Source organism: Pseudomonas sp. Z4-20, from assembly GCF_051131955.1.
Lineage (GTDB): Bacteria > Pseudomonadota > Gammaproteobacteria > Pseudomonadales > Pseudomonadaceae > Aquipseudomonas > Aquipseudomonas marvdashtae.
This window is the reverse complement of the sequence record NZ_CP071641.1, coordinates 3,518,652-3,538,003: the sequence shown is the minus strand read 5'-3', so window position 1 is coordinate 3,538,003 and position 19,352 is coordinate 3,518,652. Positions and strand designations below refer to the sequence as shown.

General features: G+C 61.2%; 18 protein-coding genes and 1 pseudogene. 9 read left to right on the top strand and 10 right to left on the bottom strand.

The window, feature by feature from the left end:
* Positions 1 to 19: 19 nt before the first annotated feature.
* Positions 20 to 694: a histidine phosphatase family protein gene (locus tag J3P82_RS16010; RefSeq protein WP_434557714.1), complete on the bottom strand. Its 675-nt coding sequence runs from the start codon at positions 692 to 694 to the stop codon at positions 20 to 22.
* Positions 695 to 1,020: 326 nt separating this feature from the next.
* Between J3P82_RS16010 and J3P82_RS16005 the strand changes: the two genes are divergently transcribed.
* The 3 genes from J3P82_RS16005 (at position 1,021) to J3P82_RS15995 (ending at position 4,070) form a co-directional block, all read left to right on the top strand.
* On the top strand, positions 1,021 to 1,719 hold the full coding sequence (locus tag J3P82_RS16005; RefSeq protein WP_434557713.1) for a glutathione binding-like protein: 699 nt from the start codon (positions 1,021 to 1,023) through the stop codon (positions 1,717 to 1,719).
* 202 nt (positions 1,720 to 1,921) lie between these two features.
* Positions 1,922 to 2,896 (top strand): porphobilinogen synthase, encoded by a 975-nt coding sequence (gene hemB / locus J3P82_RS16000; protein ID WP_434557712.1) that lies wholly within the window; start codon positions 1,922 to 1,924, stop codon positions 2,894 to 2,896.
* Between the two features lie 79 nt (positions 2,897 to 2,975).
* Complete coding sequence (locus J3P82_RS15995) at positions 2,976 to 4,070, top strand: DUF1615 domain-containing protein (protein ID WP_434557711.1); 1,095 nt, start codon at positions 2,976 to 2,978, stop codon at positions 4,068 to 4,070.
* Between the two features lie 139 nt (positions 4,071 to 4,209).
* On the opposite strand, the pseudogene J3P82_RS15990 reads toward J3P82_RS15995, so the two are convergent.
* Positions 4,210 to 4,482, bottom strand: a pseudogene (locus tag J3P82_RS15990) (hypothetical protein); the annotation flags it as partial.
* Between the two features lie 197 nt (positions 4,483 to 4,679).
* On the opposite strand from J3P82_RS15990, the gene J3P82_RS15985 reads away from it, so the two are divergent.
* Positions 4,680 to 5,309, top strand: a complete 630-nt coding sequence (locus J3P82_RS15985; protein WP_434557710.1) for a glutathione S-transferase family protein — start codon at positions 4,680 to 4,682, stop codon at positions 5,307 to 5,309.
* Here the strand turns inward: J3P82_RS15985 and J3P82_RS15980 are convergent, their stop codons facing one another.
* The 5 genes from J3P82_RS15980 to J3P82_RS15960 form a co-directional block, all read right to left on the bottom strand.
* Entirely contained in the window at positions 5,310 to 5,846 is a 537-nt protein-coding gene (locus J3P82_RS15980; RefSeq protein ID WP_434557709.1) for a PqiC family protein, read from the bottom strand. It lies immediately after the preceding gene.
* Between the two features lie 17 nt (positions 5,847 to 5,863).
* A complete protein-coding gene (locus J3P82_RS15975; RefSeq protein ID WP_434557708.1) occupies positions 5,864 to 7,519 on the bottom strand; it encodes an intermembrane transport protein PqiB in 1,656 nt (551 codons plus the stop codon).
* A complete protein-coding gene (locus tag J3P82_RS15970; protein WP_434557707.1) occupies positions 7,500 to 8,159 on the bottom strand; it encodes a paraquat-inducible protein A in 660 nt (219 codons plus the stop codon). Before J3P82_RS15970 ends, J3P82_RS15975 begins: the two co-directional genes overlap by 20 nt.
* Positions 8,156 to 8,752, bottom strand: a complete 597-nt coding sequence (locus tag J3P82_RS15965) for a paraquat-inducible protein A (RefSeq protein WP_434557706.1) — start codon at positions 8,750 to 8,752, stop codon at positions 8,156 to 8,158. The genes J3P82_RS15970 and J3P82_RS15965 overlap by 4 nt, the downstream gene beginning before the upstream one ends.
* Before the next feature lie 70 nt (positions 8,753 to 8,822).
* The gene (locus tag J3P82_RS15960) at positions 8,823 to 9,263 is read right to left on the bottom strand and encodes a CBS domain-containing protein (protein WP_434557705.1); all 441 of its coding nucleotides are present in this window, start codon (positions 9,261 to 9,263) and stop codon (positions 8,823 to 8,825) included.
* A gap of 210 nt (positions 9,264 to 9,473) precedes the next feature.
* Here J3P82_RS15960 and J3P82_RS15955 point away from each other — a divergent pair, with 210 nt between their 5' ends.
* Positions 9,474 to 11,837: a DNA polymerase II gene (locus J3P82_RS15955; RefSeq protein WP_434557704.1), complete on the top strand. Its 2,364-nt coding sequence runs from the start codon at positions 9,474 to 9,476 to the stop codon at positions 11,835 to 11,837.
* 29 nt (positions 11,838 to 11,866) lie between these two features.
* Here the strand turns inward: J3P82_RS15955 and J3P82_RS15950 are convergent, their stop codons facing one another.
* Positions 11,867 to 12,688, bottom strand: a complete 822-nt coding sequence (locus J3P82_RS15950) for an aldo/keto reductase (protein WP_434557703.1) — start codon at positions 12,686 to 12,688, stop codon at positions 11,867 to 11,869.
* Between the two features lie 110 nt (positions 12,689 to 12,798).
* A complete protein-coding gene (locus J3P82_RS15945; RefSeq protein ID WP_434557702.1) occupies positions 12,799 to 13,947 on the bottom strand; it encodes an aldose epimerase family protein in 1,149 nt (382 codons plus the stop codon).
* Between the two features lie 298 nt (positions 13,948 to 14,245).
* Here J3P82_RS15945 and J3P82_RS15940 point away from each other — a divergent pair, with 298 nt between their 5' ends.
* From J3P82_RS15940 to J3P82_RS15925, 4 genes are all read left to right on the top strand, one after another.
* Entirely contained in the window at positions 14,246 to 14,995 is a 750-nt protein-coding gene (locus J3P82_RS15940; protein ID WP_434557701.1) for a hypothetical protein, read from the top strand.
* A gap of 101 nt (positions 14,996 to 15,096) precedes the next feature.
* Positions 15,097 to 15,882, top strand: a complete 786-nt coding sequence (locus tag J3P82_RS15935; protein ID WP_434557700.1) for a sulfite exporter TauE/SafE family protein — start codon at positions 15,097 to 15,099, stop codon at positions 15,880 to 15,882.
* A gap of 69 nt (positions 15,883 to 15,951) precedes the next feature.
* A complete protein-coding gene (locus J3P82_RS15930) occupies positions 15,952 to 17,310 on the top strand; it encodes an erythromycin esterase family protein (RefSeq protein ID WP_434557699.1) in 1,359 nt (452 codons plus the stop codon).
* 135 nt (positions 17,311 to 17,445) lie between these two features.
* Positions 17,446 to 17,994 (top strand): DUF4174 domain-containing protein, encoded by a 549-nt coding sequence (locus J3P82_RS15925; RefSeq protein ID WP_434557698.1) that lies wholly within the window; start codon positions 17,446 to 17,448, stop codon positions 17,992 to 17,994.
* Positions 17,995 to 18,031: 37 nt separating this feature from the next.
* Here J3P82_RS15925 and ampC read toward each other — a convergent pair whose 3' ends face one another.
* Entirely contained in the window at positions 18,032 to 19,180 is a 1,149-nt protein-coding gene (gene ampC, locus J3P82_RS15920) for a class C beta-lactamase (RefSeq protein ID WP_434563855.1), read from the bottom strand.
* Between the last annotated feature and the right edge of the window lie 172 nt (positions 19,181 to 19,352).

Below are 19,352 nucleotides of genomic sequence, written 5' to 3'. Positions count from 1 at the left end.
CATGGAAACGGCCATCAGGTCAGGTCGGGCAAGTCTCTTGCCCGTTGTCCAGCCCTTGCTTGTAGCTTTGGCTGGTGAGGCTGGCCTTGCCGTTGTGCCAGGTCAGGGTCAGCACATACAGCGAATCGAAATCATTCGATGCCCAGTCATCGGTGATTGTCTGGCGCTTGCCCATCGCTTCGCCCGCGACTGTATTGATCAGTTCCGGCAGGTAGCCGTGGGACCAGGCGGTGTAGATGGTGGAGTTGTGGTACTTGTCATGCAGCAACTCGTCAGCCAGGTCGCTGGTGTCGTTGGCCGAATATTCGATGTTCACCGGCAACCCGAGCTTGATGGCGCTGGGGCTGATGGTCATCAGCGGGCGAATATAGCTGTAGGAATTATCCAGCTCACCCTCTTCGACGTTTCGAGTCGGGTTGGCCGCGAACACATAGTCGGCCTTGCCGAATTTTTCCGGCAGCAGGGTCGCCAGGTCGATGGCCCGGTTCAGCCCCTGGCAATTGAGCTGGCCGAGCCCGCCGGCGGGTTTTTCGGCGTGACGCAGGAACACCAGGGTCTGGACGCCATCGGCGGGCTGGGCGCGGCTCACGCTGGACTCCAGCGACAGCACCAGGCCACAGGCCACAAGCAACGTCGGTAGCATCAGCCACGAACGGCGTTTGAGGTAACCGGTGAATCTCTGTGGGGTCATCATGGATATAGGTGTCTTCGGTCTTCTTGATTCAGGCTGACAAACCTCGGCACCGCAGAGCGTGTGGCTCGGGTGTTTTCCATGTCGTTATGCCGCTTCGATGCCTCGGGGCACTTCTCTGAGTCCCTTTCTGCCCTTTGGTTCGATCCTGGCCGGCGCCATGCACTGTAGCGGCGTCCTTCCGGCAGGTGGGGCGAATGTTAGCGACAGGATGTTGCGGTTTTAAGAACAGGCAGTCCGGTCCCTTGCAGGGGGGCATGATTGAGGCACCAAAACCCCATCAGCTGATTTATGCTCCAGCTTTCTGGCTGATACTTGGAATCCACGTTATGCCCAACCTGACCTCGTTTCCCATCACCGAAAAATGGCCCGCCCAGTACCCGGAGTGGATCCAGCTCTACTCGCTGCCGACCCCCAACGGGGTGAAGGTCTCGATCATGTTGGAAGAGACCGGCCTGCCCTACGAGCCGCACAAGGTCGACTTTGCCAGCAACGACCAGCTGTCCCCTGAATTCCTGTCCCTGAACCCCAACAACAAGATCCCGGCCGTCCTCGACCCCCATGGGCCGGGGGACCAGCCGCTGGCGTTGTTCGAATCGGGGGCGATCCTGATTTACCTCGCAGACAAGAGCGGCCAACTGCTGGCCCAGGAGTCGGCGGCGCGCTACGAGACGATCCAGTGGTTGATGTTTCAGATGGGCGGTATCGGTCCGATGTTCGGCCAGTTGGGCTTCTTCAACAAATTCGCCGGCAAGGACTACGAAGATAAGCGTCCCCGCGATCGTTACGCCGAGGAAAGCAAGCGCCTGCTCAAGGTGCTCGACGGGCGCCTGCAAGGGCGGGACTGGATCATGGGCGAGCGTTACACCATCGCCGATATCGCGACATTCCCGTGGGTGCGCAACCTGATCGGCTTTTACGAGGCCGGTGATCTGGTGGGCATCCACGATTTCCCCAACGTGACTCGGGTGTTGGAGCGTTTCCTGGCGCGCCCGGCGGTGGCGCGCGGCTTGAAGATTCCTGGGTGATGCCGCCGATGACCCGCCGATTCGATCTCAAGCAGTTGAATGAAGGATTGGTGGCGCGGTGGTGACGTGCATCAATGGCTCGCTGACGTTGTAAGCGGATTATTGCGGCGCGGGTAATACTCTGTTCTGTTGTCAGCGTTTGTGCCGTGCCGGGTCAGGGCATAAGCTTTGCCTCGCGATCAATCGTCCACTCAGGAGTCCCATGTCCAGCCAGTTCCCCGAAGCGCGTCCACGCCGTCTGCGCCGCAACGCAAACTTGCGCAGCCTGTTCCAGGAAACCGAGTTCACCTTGAACGACCTGGTGCTGCCTATATTTGTCGAAGAAGAAATCAATGACTTCGTGCCGATCAAGAGCATGCCGGGCGTGGCGCGCATTCCGGAATCCAAGCTGGCCGGTGAGATTGAGCGGTACGCCCGCGCTGGCATCAAGTCGGTGATGACGTTTGGCGTTTCCCATCACTTGGACAACGACGGCAGCGACACGTGGAGCGAGCGTGGCCTGGTCTCGCGCATGGCAGGAATCTGCAAGAATGCCGTGCCGGAAATGGTCGTGATGTCCGATACCTGCTTCTGTGAATACACCGATCATGGTCACTGCGGCGTCCTGCACGGCCATGAAGTGGATAACGATCGGACCCTGGTCAACCTCGGCAAACAAGCCGTGGCGGCTGCACGCGCGGGTGCCGATGTCATCGGGCCGTCGGCAGCCATGGACGGGCAAGTCCAGGCCATCCGCAAGGCTTTGGATGACGCGGGCTTCAGCCAGACGGCAATCATGGCCTACTCGACCAAATTCGCCTCGGCGTTGTACGGCCCGTTTCGCGAAGCAGGCGGCAGCGCTTTGAAAGGCGACCGCAAAAGTTATCAGATGAACCCGATGAACCGTCGCGAGGCGCTGCGCGAGTCGTTGCTTGATGAGCAAGAGGGCGCCGACGCACTGATGGTCAAGCCGGCCGGTGCCTACCTCGATATCATCCGCGACATTCGCCAGGCCTCGAACCTGCCGTTGTCGGCTTATCAGGTCAGCGGCGAATACGCGATGATCAAGTTCGCCGCCCAGGCCGACGCCATCGATGAGGCCCGCGTGGTACGGGAAAGCCTTGGCGCGATCAAGCGTGCCGGAGCAGACCTGATTTTTACCTATTTTGCGATGGACCTGGCGTTGAGCGGAATCTGACCCGACATCGCTTCCCATTGGATTTCTGCTGGCTTTTGATCGTATGGTTGCTCCCGAACATTGGATCTGACGGAACACCATGCCATTCACTCGTTTGATGATCAGTCTCACCGCATTGCTGGCACTGGCTGGCTGCGGCAGCCGGCAGGCCCAAGAGCCTGAACGCCAGCCAGCCGAAGTCAAGGCGCAGATCGTTCGGCTGTTGCCGGCCAAGACGGCTGATCGGGAAGGCTGGGCCACGGACATCTATGTGGCGCTTTCGGCACAGCAGATCCCGGCCACGACGCAAAATATCTGTTCGGTGCTTGCCGTGACCGAACAGGAATCAACCTTCCAGGCCGACCCGGCAGTGCCGGGGCTCGGCAAGATTGCCCGTCAGGAAATCGACCGTCGCGCGGCGAAAGTGCACATTCCCGGACTGCTGGTCAGCGGCGCGCTCCAGGTGCGCTCGCCCAATGGCAAAAGCTACAGCGATCGACTCAATGCGGCGCGAAGCGAGAAAGAACTCAGCGCGATTTTTGATGACTTTATCAGCATGGTGCCGCTGGGCAAGACGCTCTTCGACGGCTTCAATCCGGTTCACACGGGTGGGCCGATGCAAGTCAGCATCGCGTTCGCCCAGGCCAATGCCCGCAATTACCCTTATGCGGTGGATGGCTCGATTCGTCGCGAAGTGTTCAGTCGTCGTGGCGGAATGTATTTCGGTACGGCGCACCTGCTGGGGTATCCCGTGAGCTACACCGAGCCGTTGTACCGCTTCGCTGATTTCAACGCCGGGTGGTACGCCAGCCGCAACGCAGCTTTCCAGCACGCCGTGAGTCGCGCTTCGGGCATTCCCTTGGCCTTGGACGGTGATTTGATCCTCCCCAATTCGATCATGCCCGGCAGCACGGAACTGGCGGTGCGCACGTTGGGCAAGTCGTTGGGGATGCGCAACCCGACCATTCGTAATCAATTGGAGTTGGGTGACAGCCTGGCGTTCGAGGACAGCAAACTCTACAAGCGTGTGTTCGAATTAGCGGAAAAGTCTGAAGGTAAGCCGCTGCCCAGGGCGATATTGCCGGGCATCGTCCTCAAGAGCCCGAAGATTACCCGCAAGCTGACCACCGCCTGGTTTGCCAAGCGAGTGGACGAACGTTACCAGCGGTGCATGGCGCGGTCCTCGGGGCGCTAACAGGCTGAACACGAAAAAGCCCGGCGGATAAGGCCGGGCTTTTAGTGGGGCTTCAATGCTAGCCGGGTCAGCGTGGCGAGGGGCTTTCCTCGCCACGGATGGTGATGAACAACATCTGAGATTTGCTGGCAACTCATGCGCGGTTCTGAGCCAGGCGATCGGAGCCACCTTCAGCGACGCGGCGTTCCAGCAGGCGATCGGCGCCGCCTTCGGCAACACGGTTTTCGATCAGGCGGTCGGAGCCACCTTCAGCGACGCGGCGTTCCAGCAGGCGATCGGCGCCGCCTTCGGCAACACGGTTTTCGATCAAACGATCGGAGCCGCCTTCGGCAACGATCGGGTGGGAAGAGGCGGCGAATACGTTGGCTGCCAGAACCGAGAAAGCGACGCTGAGAATGATTTGGCGTTTCATGGTGGTGTGCTCCGGGGTTGCAGTTATTGGGTGTGGGCTCATTGTTGCGCCGGGCACTGAGCGTGAGAACTTCATTGACGTGATGGTGAACATCGACAGCGGTGATAGCTGGTTGGCTGGCTGTCGGTCAGGTTGATGGAACATGAATAGGCAAGCGGGGCTCTACCGGCAGAATCCCTTCGCAGGAGGCAAACGACATGTATCAGTTATTCGGCCACAGCCAGTCCGGTTCCTCGGCCGTGGAGATTGCCCTGGCGCTGTGCGGCGTGCCTTACCGCCGGGTGGATACCTATTCGACCGAGGACAACGAGGCGGCAAAAGAGCTCGAGGCATTAAATCCGCAGAAGCAGGTCCCGACCCTGCAACTGGCGGACGGCTCGGTGCTGACCGAGGCGGCAGCGATTCTGATTCACCTGGGCTTGTCCTTTCCAGAATCGAAACTGCTCCCGGATGACCCGGCCCGTCGCGCGCAAATTATCCGTGGCCTGGTGTATATCGCCGCCAATTGCTACACGCCCATCGGCATCATCGATTTTCCGCAACGCTGGCTGCCTGACGGCGACGAGGCTACCCAAGAGCGGCTGGTGGCGGGCACGAAACAACGCTTGTATCGCAACTGGGCGCTGTTTGCCGACCAGTTCCCGGCGACACCTTTCCTCTGTGGGACCGAACCCGGTGCGTTGGATATCCTGGCGGCGGTGATCACCAAGTGGGTCGACACGCGCCAAGCGATGCTCAGCGCTCGCCCTGAGTTCTATGGCTTGCTGGAGCGCATCGACCACCATCCGCGGATCGCACCAGTGCTTTCATTGCATTGGCCGCAGTGATCAAGGGCATGCGTTACCAGAGGCGGCTTGCCTGACAAGGGCGACGAATTGCCGGACGTTGTTCTGATGGCCCTTCACCAAGTCGCCAATACTGCCCGCCGCCGGTGTCTGCAAGCTGCTGCGGCAGGTGAGGGTTCGGACGTCGTCGCCAAGGTTGCGCAAGCGCCATTGCACGTCCATGCGGGCATAGCGTCCGGGGATCGAGTCGAAGCGTTGTACATCTACCCGCAACAGCCGCTTCGGCGCCCCGGGGTTGCTCAGTTGTTCGTCAAGGCTGCTGCGCAGCTCGTCTGCCAGGCTGGAACCCCACCATTCGGTTTCGAGGATGGCCAACCCGCTGTCGCCTTGGCGGATGACCATTTGGGTGCGATCCACCTGAGGAGGAACGCTGACATGCTCGATCTGGATGTCCTCGCTGGCGTGCACCAGGCCGCCCGGTTGGACCGGGCTCAGGGTGTGATAGTGAATAGGGTCGCTACGGCAGGCACCGAGTAGCAACGCCAAGGCAATCAACGAGCATTTCAGCATCAGCGGCATCAAGCGTGCTCCTGTGATCATTCTTTCGCCGGAAAGGTCAGGTTCTGCGCCGGAGCGTCTTTCGGACGACCGCGCAGCAGCGATTCAGGGTGACGGCTCAGGTAGTCGGACAGCTCGCGCAGCGATCGTGACATCCGGCCCAGGTCATCCATGGTCTGGGTCAGTTGTTCGCGCTGGGGTGAGTCCTCTGCCAGGGTCGAATTCGCCGATTGCAAGGTCTTGCTCACGTCCTGCAAGGTGCTTTGCACGCCCGGAAGGGTCTTGCTGTTGAATTGCGTCAGGCCTTTGCGCAGCTCCACGAGGTTACCGTCCAGGTTGCTGGCGATGCTTTCCAGCGGCAGCTTGTTGATTCGCTCCACCACCGTCTGGAGTTGTTCCTGCAACTGCTGGAGGCTGCCGGGAATGGTCGGGATCCGGAGGGGCCGGGCGGAGGAGTCGAAGGCGACTTTCTCAGCCTTGGGGTAAAAATCCAGCGAAATGTACAACTGCCCAGTCAGCAGGTTGCCGCTGCGAGCCTGGGCGCGCAGGCCCCGTTCAACGAAACTGCCGACCAGGCGCGCGGCGGCGGCTTCGTCTTCCGGATCGTGGTTGAGCGACTTGAGCAGTTTTTCATGGGCTTTGCCGAGCAGTTGGGGGTAGATCACGATTCCCACGTTGACCGGGAATGTGCGCTGTTTCTCGTCGAAGTCCAGGTTCATGGCGACCACCCGGCCAATCTCGATCCCGAGGAACTCCACCGGCGCGCCGACGCGCAAGCCGCGCAAGGCCTGGTCGAAGCGCAGGGCCAGGTATTGCGCCTTGCCACTGGGCGGAGCCAGGGCGCTCTGTTGATCGGCGAACAGCTCGAAGTTCTTGTTTTCGGCAGCGGGTACATCGTTGGGGCTGTATTCCGGAGCCCGGAAGGCAATGCCGCCAACCAGCAAGGCGGAAAGGGACTCGGTCTTGACCGCGAAACCATTGGCGCCGACGTTGACGTCCACGCCGCTGACGTTCCAGAACCGGGTGTTCTCGGTGACGTACGCATCGTTTGGCGCGTTGACGAACACTTCGATGTTGACGCCTTTGCCCTCGGCGTCCAGTGCGTAGGACACCACCTGGCCTACCGGGATCTTGCGCAGGTACACCGGCGAACCGATGTCCAGCGAACCGAGGTCCTGGGAATGCAAGGTGAAACGCTTGCCCGGTTCGCCGTAGGTGATCGGTGGCGGTGCCTCCAGGCCGGTGAAGGATTTGGCGCGCACTTTCGAATGTCCGGCGTCGGCACCGATGAAGTCCCCCGACAGCAAGGTGTCGATCCCGGAGATCCCCCCCGCGCCGATGCGCGGCCTCACCACCCAGAACACCGAGTCTTCGTGGGTAAAGGTGTCGGCTGTCTTGGCCAGCTTGACCGTGGCGGTGACGTTCTTCTGATCATTGCTCAGCTGCACGTCAGTAACCTGGCCAATGACCACGTTGCGGTACTTGACCGGGGTCTTGTTGGCGGTCAGGCCTTCGCCTGTCTTGAAGGTGATGGTGATGGTCGGGCCTTCCTGCAGCCAGTTGTTGACCACCAGGGACACGCCCACCAGCACCGCGATGATCGGCACGATCCACACCAGCGACACGGTCCAGCGTCGGGTGGAGACATGGGCGCGGCCCGGTGCGGGCTGTCCGTCAGTGGCTTGCGACTTCATCCATGAGCTCCTCGGAGGGTTGGGTATCCCAGATCAGCCGTGGGTCGAAACTCATTGCCGACAGCATGGTAAACAGCACCACGAGGCCGAAGAAGAGGATCCCCGGTCGTGGTTCGATGTCGCTCAGGGCCTGGAATTTGACCAGCGCCGCCACCAGGGCCACGACCAGCACGTCAAGCATCGACCAGTAGCCGATGACTTCGACCAGCCGGTATAGCTTGGCACGCTGCACCTGCGCCCAGGTACTGCGCCGTTGCACGGTCACCAGCAGCAACGTCAGCACGACGAACTTGATGCCCGGCACCGCAATGCTGGCGATGAAGATTATCAGCGCGATGTCCCAGGCACCACTGTGCCAGAACTCGAGTACGCCGCTGATGATGGTGCTGTCCGCACCGTCACCGAGCATTTGGGTATTCATGACCGGAAGCAGGTTGGCCGGGATGTAGAACACCAGCGCCGCCAGCATGTAGGCCCAGGTGCGGGTCAGGGTATCGGGTTTGCGCCGGTGCAGGGCGGCATCGCAGCGCGGGCAGGTCTCGGGTTCGTCGGTCATGTCGCAAGCCAGGCCGCAGCTGTGGCAAAGACACAAGTTCAGATCGCTGGCCTTGGGAGGGTTGCCCGGCGAAGCAACGTTCACAGGGTGTTCCACAGGTCGCGGACATCGCGACCGGCAATGCGGATCATCAGCAGGCTCAAGGCCGCCAGGGCGAACAGGCCTATGCCGGGAAGCACATCCAGCAACCCGGCAAGCTTGATGACAGCCACCAGGGCCCCCAGCAAGCAGACCTCCAGCATGCTCCACGGTCGCAGGGTCTCCAGGCTGCGCATGCACAGGTTGAACGCCGGTGCGCGCCGGTTGGAATGGGCGTAGCCCAACACCCAGAGCAGCAGCGTCAACTGGAAGGCCGGGGCGATGATGATCGCGACCGCGGCCACCAGGGCGATAAAGGTAATGGGCCCCTGACTCAGGGCCACGACCGAATCCCACAGGGTCGCGCTGTTGCTCAGGCCCTGGAGGCGGATGCTCATCACCGGATAGACGTTGGCGAAGGCCCACAGCACCGCTGCCGTGATGGTCAAGGCCAGGCGCTGTTCGATGGTCAGGCCGTTGTAGCGCTGGATCACCGCGTGGCATTGCACGCACGTGGCTTTTTGATGCGGGACCAGCGCAACAGGCTCGTACACCGCATCGCAATGCTCACAAATGATCAGTCGGTCGGTAACGGCCATGGGAATGCTCGGCAGGGACAACTCCTTCAATATAGAAGTGAGTTGGAAATGAGCAACCCGTGCGCGCCGATCATTCGCCGCGAATGTATTGCTCCAGTTGTCTGATCAGGTCCGCCTGCTCGGCGATGGCTTCCTTGACCAGGTCACCGATGGACAAAAGGCCGACCAGCTTGCCATCCTCCACCACCGGCAAATGTCGCAGGTGCTTGTCGGTCATGATGCTCAGGCAAGTCTCGACGGTTTGGTGCGGATCGATGGTGATGACCGGCGAAACCATGATGTCGCGGACTTTCGTGCCCACCGAGGAGCGGCCATGCAAGACCATTTTGCGTGCATAGTCGCGCTCGCTGATGATGCCTAGCACTTCGTCGTTTTTTACCACCAGCAGGGCACCGACGTTTTTTTCGGCCATGCGCATCAGCGCCTGCAGCACCATGTCGTCCGGTGAAATGGTATGCACTTGCTGGTTCTTCTCGTCTTTTATCCGGAGCAACTGCGCGACGGTTTTCATGGGTGGCCTCGGGTAGCGTTTTGCGGGTGGTTTAAGGATCGTAGACCCAACGGCGCAGAGCAAGCGATAAAGCGGCAGTCAGCCGTCCAAAAGCGTCATGACCGGTAAAATATTCGCCACAACAGCAAGTTGATGGCGTGTCAGTTGAGCAGGTGAAGTTCCCTCGCCGCAGGTAGAATCACCCCTTATGGAAAATCTGAGGTTTCAGCGGTGGATCTACAGCAGGGCTTCGTCCTGACCCGGCATTGGCGCGATACCCCGGCGGGCACTGAAGTCGAGTTCTGGCTGGCCACCGACGCCGGCCCCCGCCGTGTGCGGCTGCCGGTGCAGCCGTCGGTGGCGTTCGTGCCGCAGTTCCAGCGCGGCCAGGTCGAGGCGCTGCTGCAGGGCGAGAAGGATGTCGAGTTGCGTCCCCTGGAGCTGCTGGATTTCGAGCATCGCCCGGTGCTGGGCCTGTATTGCCGGCAACATGCGCAACTGATGCGCCTGGACACCACGTTGCGCCGTGCCGGCGTCGAGGTGTTCGAGGCTGACATCCGGCCGCCGGAGCGTTACCTGATGGAGCGCTTCATCACCGCGCCGGTCTGGTTCGGCGGCACGCCGGCCGCCGATGGCCTGCTGGTCGATGCCCAGATGAAACCGGCGCCTGAGTACCGTCCACCGTTGCGACTGGTGTCCCTGGACATCGAAACCACCGCCCAGGGTGATCTGTATTCCATCGCCCTGGAAGGCTGCGGCGAGCGCCAGGTGTATATGCTCGGGCCGCCCAACGGCGACGCCAGCGCTGTGGATTTCCAGTTCGAATACTGCGAATCCCGCACGCTGCTGCTGAAGAAACTCAACGAATGGTTTGCTCGCTTCGACCCCGACGCGATCATCGGCTGGAACCTGGTGCAGTTCGATTTGCGCGTGCTGCATGAACACGCCCGCCGGCTGGCCGTGCCGCTGCGCCTGGGGCGTGGTGGCGAAGAAATGCAATGGCGCGAGCACGGCGCGCGCAACAACCATTTCTTCGCCTCGGCGGCCGGGCGGTTGATCATCGACGGGATCGAGTCCTTGCGTTCGGCCACTTGGAGTTTTCCTTCGTTCAGCCTGGAAAACGTCGCCCAGACACTGCTCGGCGAAGGCAAGTCCATCGACAACCCCTACCAGCGCATGGACGAGATCAACCGCATGTTCGCCGAGGACAAGCCGGCCCTGGCGCGCTACAACCTCAAGGACTGCGAGTTGGTCACGCGGATCTTCGCCAAGACCGAGCTGCTCAAGTTCCTGCTGGAGCGGGCCAGCGTCACCGGCCTGCCGGCGGATCGCAGCGGGGGATCGGTGGCGGCGTTCACGCATTTGTACATGCCGCTGATGCACCGCCAGGGTTTCGTCGCGCCGAATCTCGGCCAGCGTCCCCCCGAGGCCAGCCCTGGCGGGTTTGTCATGGACTCCCAGCCGGGGCTCTATGAGTCGGTGCTGGTGCTGGACTACAAGAGCCTCTATCCATCGATCATCCGCACCTTTCTCATCGACCCGGTGGGCTTGATCGAAGGCCTGCGCCACCCGGACGATGGCGAGTCGGTGCCGGGTTTTCGCGGGGCGCGGTTCTCTCGCACCCGCCACTGCCTGCCCGCCATCGTGGCGCGGGTCGCCGAAGGCCGGGAAACGGCCAAGCGCGAACACAACGCGCCGCTGTCCCAGGCCCTGAAAATCATCATGAACGCGTTTTACGGCGTGCTCGGTTCCAGCGGCTGTCGTTTCTTCGACACGCGCCTGGCGTCGTCCATCACCCTGCGCGGGCACCAGATCATGCAGCGCACCCGGCAGCTGATCGAAGCCCAGGGGCACGTGGTGATCTATGGCGATACGGACTCGACATTCGTCTGGTTGGGCCGGGCTCACGGCCAGGAAGAGGCCGCACAGATAGGCCGGGACCTGGTGGCTTACGTCAACCAATGGTGGGGCGATCATGTGCGCGACGAGTATGGATTGCAGAGTGCGCTGGAGCTGCAGTTCGAAACCCATTTCAAGCGCTTCCTGATGCCCACGATTCGTGGCACGGAAGAGGGCAGCAAGAAGCGCTACGCCGGGCTGGTGACCCGCGCCGACGGCAGCGACGAAATCATCTACAAAGGCCTTGAAACCGTGCGCACCGACTGGTCGCCCCTGGCCCGGCAGTTCCAGCAGGAGCTGTACGGGCGGATCTTCCACCGCAAGCCCTATCAGGACTACGTGCGCGATTATGTGCAGCAGACGCTGGCCGGGGCGTTCGATGATCGACTGGTCTACCGCAAGCGCCTGCGCCGCCCGCTGGATGACTACGAACGCAACGTTCCGCCCCATGTTCGGGCAGCGCGGCTCGCCGATGAGTTCAACGAGCGCCAGGGCCGTCCACGGCAGTATCAGAACGGTGGCTGGATCAGCTACGTGATCACCGTCGCAGGGCCTGAGCCACTGGAAACCCGTAGTGCGCCGATCGACTACGACCACTACGTGACCAAGCAACTGCAGCCGTTGGCGGATGCAATCCTGCCCTTTGTGGACGATGATTTTTCAACATTGATTGGGGGGCAGATGGGGTTGTTCTGATCGCCACAAGAGTTCCGATTGCGTCAGGACTAAACCATCGCCAACCGCTGCTTGCCCTGTGGCTGCGGGAACATCAGGTCCAACGCCGCCAGATCCTGGGGCTCAAGCTGCAGATTCGCGGCTTCGGCGTTCAGGCGCACATGTTCAGGTTGCACGGCCTTGGGGACGGCGATGACGTTGTCCTGGCGCAAGAGCCAGGCCAGGGCGATCTGCGCCGGCGTCGCGCGGTGGCGCTCGGCGATCTGTTGCAAGGTGTGATCCTTCAGCAAATGTCCACCCTGGCCGACCGGGCAGTAAGCCATGACCGGCATGCGCTGCTGTTGGCACCAGGGCAGCAGGTCGAATTCGATGCCGCGTTCATGCAGGTTGTACAGCACTTGATTGGTGGCGCAGGCCGGCGTGGCCAGTACCTCGAGGTCAGCGACGTCAAAGTTCGACACGCCCCAGCGCCCGATCTTGCCTTCTTCGCGCAAGCGTTCAAACGTTTCGACGGTTTCTTCCAACGGGTACTGGCCGCGCCAGTGCAGCAGATACAGGTCGATGTAATCGGTGTCGAGCCGTCGCAAGCTGCGCTCGCAGGCCAACGGAATGCCCTTACGACTGGCGTTGTGCGGATAGACCTTACTCACCAGGAACACCTGGTCGCGCAGCCCGGTGATCGCTTCGCCAACGACGTGTTCGGCGCCGCCCTCGGCGTACATTTCCGCCGTATCAATCAGCGTCATGCCCAGTTCGATGCCCAAGCGCAGGGCGGCCACTTCCTTCTTGTGATGGGACGGTTCTTCACCCAGGCGCCAAGTGCCCTGGCCGATTACCGGTACCGAAACGCCGGCCAATTCCACGGTTCTCATGCACGTCTCCTGCTCTGCGGGTCGATAAAGCGTGTGGCAGCAGGATAGACCAGGTGTTCCCATCTTGATCGTTCCCGCGTAACGGGCGAGAACGATCAATCGTGGGGAAGTTACTCGGCCGAGAACTTCAGCACCATGGCCTGGGTATAGGCCTGGCCCGGGTCAAGTCGCGTTGAAGGGAAGGACGGCTGGTTGGGCGAGTCCGGGTAGTGCTGGGTCTCGAGGGTGAACGCACCCCAGTGCGAATAGACCTTGCCTTGCTTGCCCTTGACCGTGCCATCGAGGAAATTGCTGGTGTAGAACTGCACGCCGGGTTCGGTGGTATAGAGCTGCAAGCGCCGTCCGGATTGCGGATCCTGGACATCGGCGGCGAGTTTGCTCACGTCACCCTTGGCGTCGAGCACCCAGTTGAAATCGAAGCCGCCCTGTTTCGGCTCGGCAAACTTGAGCTGAGGGTGATCAGCCTTGATATGCGTGCCAATCGCAGTGGGCTTGGTGAAGTCCATCGGCGTGCCAGCGACAGGCGCCAGCTCGCCGGTGGGGATGAGCTTGGCCGTCACTGGCGTATAACGGGACGCGTGCAGGGTCGCGACTTGCTTGAGGATGTCGCCGTTGCCCGCGCCAGCCAGGTTGAAATAGCTGTGGTTGGTCAGGTTCAGCACCGTCGGTTTGTCGGTGGTGGCCTTGTAGTCGATGCGCAGTTCGTTCTTGTCGTTGAGGCTGTAGGTAACGTCCGTCGTCAGGTTGCCGGGAAAACCCATTTCGCCGTCCGCCGATACATACGTCAGGGTCACGCCTACCGAATCCTTGTCATTGCTCGGCTCGGCTTTCCATACCCGCTTGTCGAACCCTTGAGGTCCGCCGTGCAAGGAGTTGTCCTTATCGTTCTGCGGTACTTGGTAGCGCTTGCCGTCCAGCTCGAAGGCGCCGCCGGCGAGGCGGTTGCCGAAGCGGCCGATGGTCGCGCCGAAATACACGTTGCCGTTCTTCTGGTAGCCCTGAACATCGTCGAAGCCCAGCACGACGTCGGCGGTCATGCCGTTTTTGTCCGGCACGATCAGCGATTGCAGGATCCCGCCATAGGTGATGACGGTAGCCTCCATGCCATGGCTGTTGCGCAGGATGTATTTTTCAACCGCGGTGCCGTCGTTGGTCTTGCCGAACGCAACGCGTTCGTTGGTCAGGCCCGCGGCCTGGGATGAGGTGGCGATCATCAGAGAGACTCCGAGGGCCGTGAGCAGATATTTGGATTCAAGCATGGTGTGACCTTCCTTCCTGTTGTTTTGTTGTTGTTTTAACGCGGGTCGAGTCCGTTACTTGGTCGGACAGCGATGAAGGTTTTTCTGTTTAGTAGTCTTTCTATTTACGGCTTGCGAAGGGATTTATAGCCATAAATACAGAATTATCAATTAAAAAGTAAGACTAATTGAGTGGAGCGAGCCTGACCCGAACGTGAGATTCGCTGGCGGCCACTGCACTTTTGGGACTTTTGCCGCTCTATGCATGGCCAGGAAGCGGCGACCCCCCACCGCTTCCCCATGCCCAGACCGAGATTCAATGGCCGGTGTTTTCCCTTTCGAAATGGTAGTGCCACGGCGCTGCGGCTTGCTGCTGGCGGGCCTGATGTTGCTGCTCAGCGGCGGCTGCAGCCATCAGCAAGGCCAGGACATGGTCACTCAGTTCAGCAACGCCAGGCCCCAGGAGTTCTTGCAGACCAGTGTCGACCGCATGGCCACGCTCTCGATGCATGACAACCTGGAAAGTCTTTACCTGCTGATGCACAAGCTTTACCTGCGCAACCCTGAAGAGCTGCGAAAGTCGGGCTTCCTGGATGCGCGTATCGCCGTCAAACAGGTGCGCCAGGCCATCGAGCAGCAGCAACCGCTGCCAGCCCTGGGCAGCAAAAAGGATCTCGCCGCCCTGAGCTACGCCATGAGCCCGGAGTTTCTCGGCGACCGGGTCGGTGCGTTCATCTACGCCATCGGGAGCATGCTGGTGACGGCCCACGGCAATCGCCTCGAGTTCTACATGACCGACACCATCGACCCGCGTTTCGTCAGCAACGCGGCGCGCAATATCGAGAAAGCCACGTGGTTGCTGGGCCAGCGGCAGAACAAGGACGGCACGCCAGTGCTGTTTTCCAACGAGATTTCGGAGGAGGGCAGTAACCTGAGTTTTGCCGTCGAATTCGGGAAAATTGTTGCGCGGCTGGACTTGCTGACGCAGATGCTCGACGAGCGCTATCGGCGCATAGGGCTCAATTACGCGCAGAGCTTGCTGTTCCTCAATTTCCTGCCGGTTCAGTAAAAAAATGGAATAAAGATAGATCACATCGATATAGGGAGTTATAAGAAAAATCGCTATGCTCGCGGCCAGATTTTTCACGCGGTCGCGCTGAGACGGGTTTGATGGATTTCGGTAATGTCGGTTTAGTCGTAGCGGGCCTGGTGGTCGGTTTCATCGTCGGGATGACCGGCGTGGGTGGCGGATCGCTGATGACCCCAATCCTGTTGTGGTTTGGTATCAACCCGGCGACGGCGGTGGGTACGGACCTGCTGTACGCGGCAATCACCAAATCCGGCGGCGTCCTTGTCCATGCCAAAAATCGCAATATCGACTGGGCGATTACCGGTTGGCTGACCCTTGGCAGTGTGCCGGCGGTCGGGCTGACCCTGTGGTTTCTCAGCAGCCTGGACGGATCGCCCGACGCGATGAACGCGGTCATCAAGCAAGCCCTGGGCTTTGTGCTGTTCGCCACCGCCCTGGCGATTTTGTTCAAGAAACGCCTGCTGCAATTCGCCCATGACCGCGCCGGCGGCCATTACAACCCCAGCGGTTCGCGGCTCAATGTACTCACCGTCATCACCGGCCTGGTGTTGGGCACGATGGTCGCATTGACCTCCATCGGCGCTGGCGCTCTGGGCACCGTCGCGTTGTTTATCCTTTATCCGTTCCTCGTCACCAAGCGCCTGGTGGGCACCGAAATCGCCCATGCCGTGCCGCTGACCCTGGTCGCTGGCCTGGGCCATGCCAGCATGGGCAACATGGACTGGCACATCCTGGGCTTTCTGCTGATCGGTTCGTTGCCGGGCATCTACCTGGGCAGCCACTTGTCGGGACGCATTTCCGACGAACTCCTGCGCCCTTGCCTGGCGGTGATGTTGGCGCTGATCGGCGTCAAACTGGCGTTCTGATTTGCTCGGAGTCATGCGGATGTCGCGATAGTCATACCTGTAAACCAGGTACTGATGAGGCCACGATCCATGAACAGCCCAGCCAGAGATCTGCTGCAACGCCTACGCCGTCGTCGCGCCGAACCGCGCAGCGACATTGCCGACATCTTGCGTCATCACGCCGAGCCGCTGCCCGCCGAGGACAGCCCGGCCTTTGGCCAGATGTTCGATCGCTTCGCCGACGCCAAAGTCGTACTGATCGGCGAAGCCAGCCACGGCACCCACGACTTCTACCGCACCCGCGCCGCCATCACCCGACATCTGATCGAGCATCACGGCTTCGCCATTGTCGCCGTCGAAGCCGACTGGCCCGATGCCGGGCAAGTCGACCGTTGCGTCCGCGACCTCGGCCCCTCGGCCTGGAAACAGCAGGCCTTCGCCCGTTTCCCGAGCTGGATGTGGCGCAACAGCGACGTCCAAGCCTTCGTTCGTTGGCTGCGGGACCACAACCTCGACCAGCCTGCCGCTCGACGCGTGGAGTTCCGCGGCCTGGACGTCTACAGCCTGCGGCATTCCATCGACGAGGTGCTCGATTACCTCGACAAGAGCCATCCACATCTGTCCCGTGACGCCCGACACCGTTATGGCTGCCTGACGCCGTGGCACGACGATCCGGCCTTGTACGGCCATTTCACCGAACGCGGCAACCTGGCGACGTGCGAAGACGCCGTGGTCGAGCAGCTCAACAGCTTGCTGGCCGAGCGCCTCGACCCGTTGATCAAGGATGACGAAGGATTCTTCAGTGCCGTCCAGAACGCCCGCGTCGTGCGCGCTGCCGAACAGTACTACCGCGCCATGTACCGTGGCGGCAAATCGTCCTGGAACCTGCGCGACAAGCATATGTTCGACACCTTGCAGAGCCTGTTGGACCATCGCGGGCCCGATGCGAAGGCGGTGGTCTGGGCGCATAACTCCCACATCGGCAATGCCGCCGCGACGCGCATGGGCTGGGAAGGTGAGTTCAACATTGGCCAGCTGTGCCGCATGGCCTATGGTCGCGGCGCAGTGTTGCTGGGCATGGGCACCGACCATGGCAGCGTGGCGGCGGCCGATGACTGGGACGCGCCGATGAAAATCAAGCAAGTCGTGCCAGCGCTGGCCGGTAGTTGGGAGCGGGAGTTTTTGCTGGCAGGCGTGGGTGCATCGCTGACCGACTGGCGAACCGCGCCCGACGAAGACTTGTTGGACGCGTTGTCGGAGCCGCTGCTTGAACGCGCCATCGGTGTGATCTACCGCCCCGAGACCGAACGCCAGAGCCACTATTTCGAGGCAGTGCTGGCCGAACAATTCGATGCCTGGCTCTGGTTCGAACAGACCGAAGCCGTCACGCCGTTACCAGCGCCTCACCCGCCGGAACACGAGGAAGATACTTTTCCGTTCGGCCTATGAACGCCTGGTGTCACGGTTGCGCTATGGGTCCGGTCGCCTAAGCTTCAGGGCAGGCAGCTGCGTATCGGGCGACTCTCGCGGAACAATCGCCGCCATGTGCAATCAGTACAGCGTAAATATCAAAAGGAGAGGCGCATGCTTATTCGGTCGTTGACCTTCGCTACCCTGCTGGCCATCGCCGGCCCCCTGTTCGCCGCCGATGGCGATTCACCCTTGGTGGCGGAAGTCGGCAAGTCTCGCCCGCTGATCGTCATCGCGCCCAGCTCCGTCGATCCTGCGTGGGTAAGCCTGAAGAAAGCCTTGGATGAGCCGGCGGGCAAGCAGGGTTTTTCCGAGCGCAACTTGGTGCTCTACACCGTGCTCAATACCATCGGGCAGCGTGACGGCAAGGACCTTGATCCGCAGAGCACCATGGCGCTGATTCGTTCTCTCAAACTGGGGGCCGGTGCGCAGACCAAGATCATCCTGGTGGGCAAGGACGGGGAAAAGAAGCTTGAGCATTCGGGCGCGATCGAATTGAAGGAGCTGTTCGACACCGTCGATAAACTCCCCGCAGCGGAAAAAGAAGCGACCCCTCCGGCGCCACCCCCGGCGCCGGAACCCGAGCCGGCCAAAGAGGCGAAAGGCGCGAAGCCGGGCAAGGCAGCCAAGCCTGCGGCTGCGCCGAAAGCGTTGGAGGATTGATTCCAAGAGCGACGAGGTCCCCTGTGGTGAGGGGATCTCATTGCTCTTGCAACGCCATCAGAATCCGATGCGCGGCCTTCACCCGTTCTTCGATCGGGTAGTTTTTATTCGCCAGCATCACAATCCCCACATCCTTCCCGGGCACGAACGCCGCGTACGCACCGAAACCATTGGTAGACCCGGTCTTGTTGATCCAGGCCCCGTCCGGCGCTGCGCGGGGTGGCTCGAGCGGTTCGACTTTTTGCGGGGTCAGGGCCATCCCTGGCGTGTTGCCGGCGAGCAAGTTCTCCAGGGTGAACGGGGCGGGGTAGAACTCCCAGCCCAGCCCCTGGGTCATTTCGCCGGCCTTGTAGAAACCTGTTTGTGTCGTAGCGATGGCTTGCTTGAGGTCAGCGTCCAGCTTTTCAGGTTGCAGGTTGGCCTCGACGAAACGAATCAGGTCCGATGAGCTGGTCTTCACCCCGTAGGCCTCCGAATCCATCGCGCCGGGGCCGACCCGCACGGGCTTGCCATCCTTTGCGTAGCCTTGGGCATATCGGCCCAGTTGGTCCTGCGGCACCCGCACGTAGCTATGCTTGAGGCCCAGCCCGGGTATCAACGTTTGTTCCATCGCCTCGTCAAACGTTCGGCCCAGGCTGCGGGCCGCCAGATGGCCGAACAAGCCGATGCTCGGGTTCGAATACAGCCGCTGGGTGCCGACCGGGTAGAGCGGTTTCCAACTCTGGTAGTAACTGAACATGCGGTCGGGTCGGTCGGCATCGTCGGGAAACTGCAAAGGAAGGCCGCCCGCGGTATAGGTGGCGAGATCGAGCAGGCGGATGCTTTCCAAGGCACTGCCACGCAGCTCGCGGGCGAAGCGGCCGGCGGGGTCCGTCAGGGACAGTTTGCCTTGGGCCTGGGCGTAGGCGCCAAGCGTCGCGGTGAAGACCTTGCTGATCGAGCCGACTTCGAACAGGGTCTGGTCGGTGACTGCTTTTTTTGTGTCCTTGGAAGCAACGCCATAGTTGAAGTACTGGCGTTGACCGTTGCGGGTGATCGCCACCGCCATGCCGGCGATGTCCTGTTGTTTCATCAGCGGCTGGATCACGGCGTTGACCGTCTCTTCAATGCGCTCCTGGGCGAACCCCGGAGCAGTTGCGCAGACGAGAAAAAACGTCCCGGCGAGTATCGATTTGGCAATTTGCATCATGGACCGCTCTCGTTGGCCTTCCTTGAGGGTGGTCAATCTAGGGCGTTTTCCGCTACGCGGCAAATAGTAGCGGTTGGGCAGGGGCTTGTTTCCGACTGGTCCGACAGCGCGGTGGGCATGCTCCTACGGAAAAAGCTTAATGGCTCAAAGTGACGGGCCTCAAGCCAAA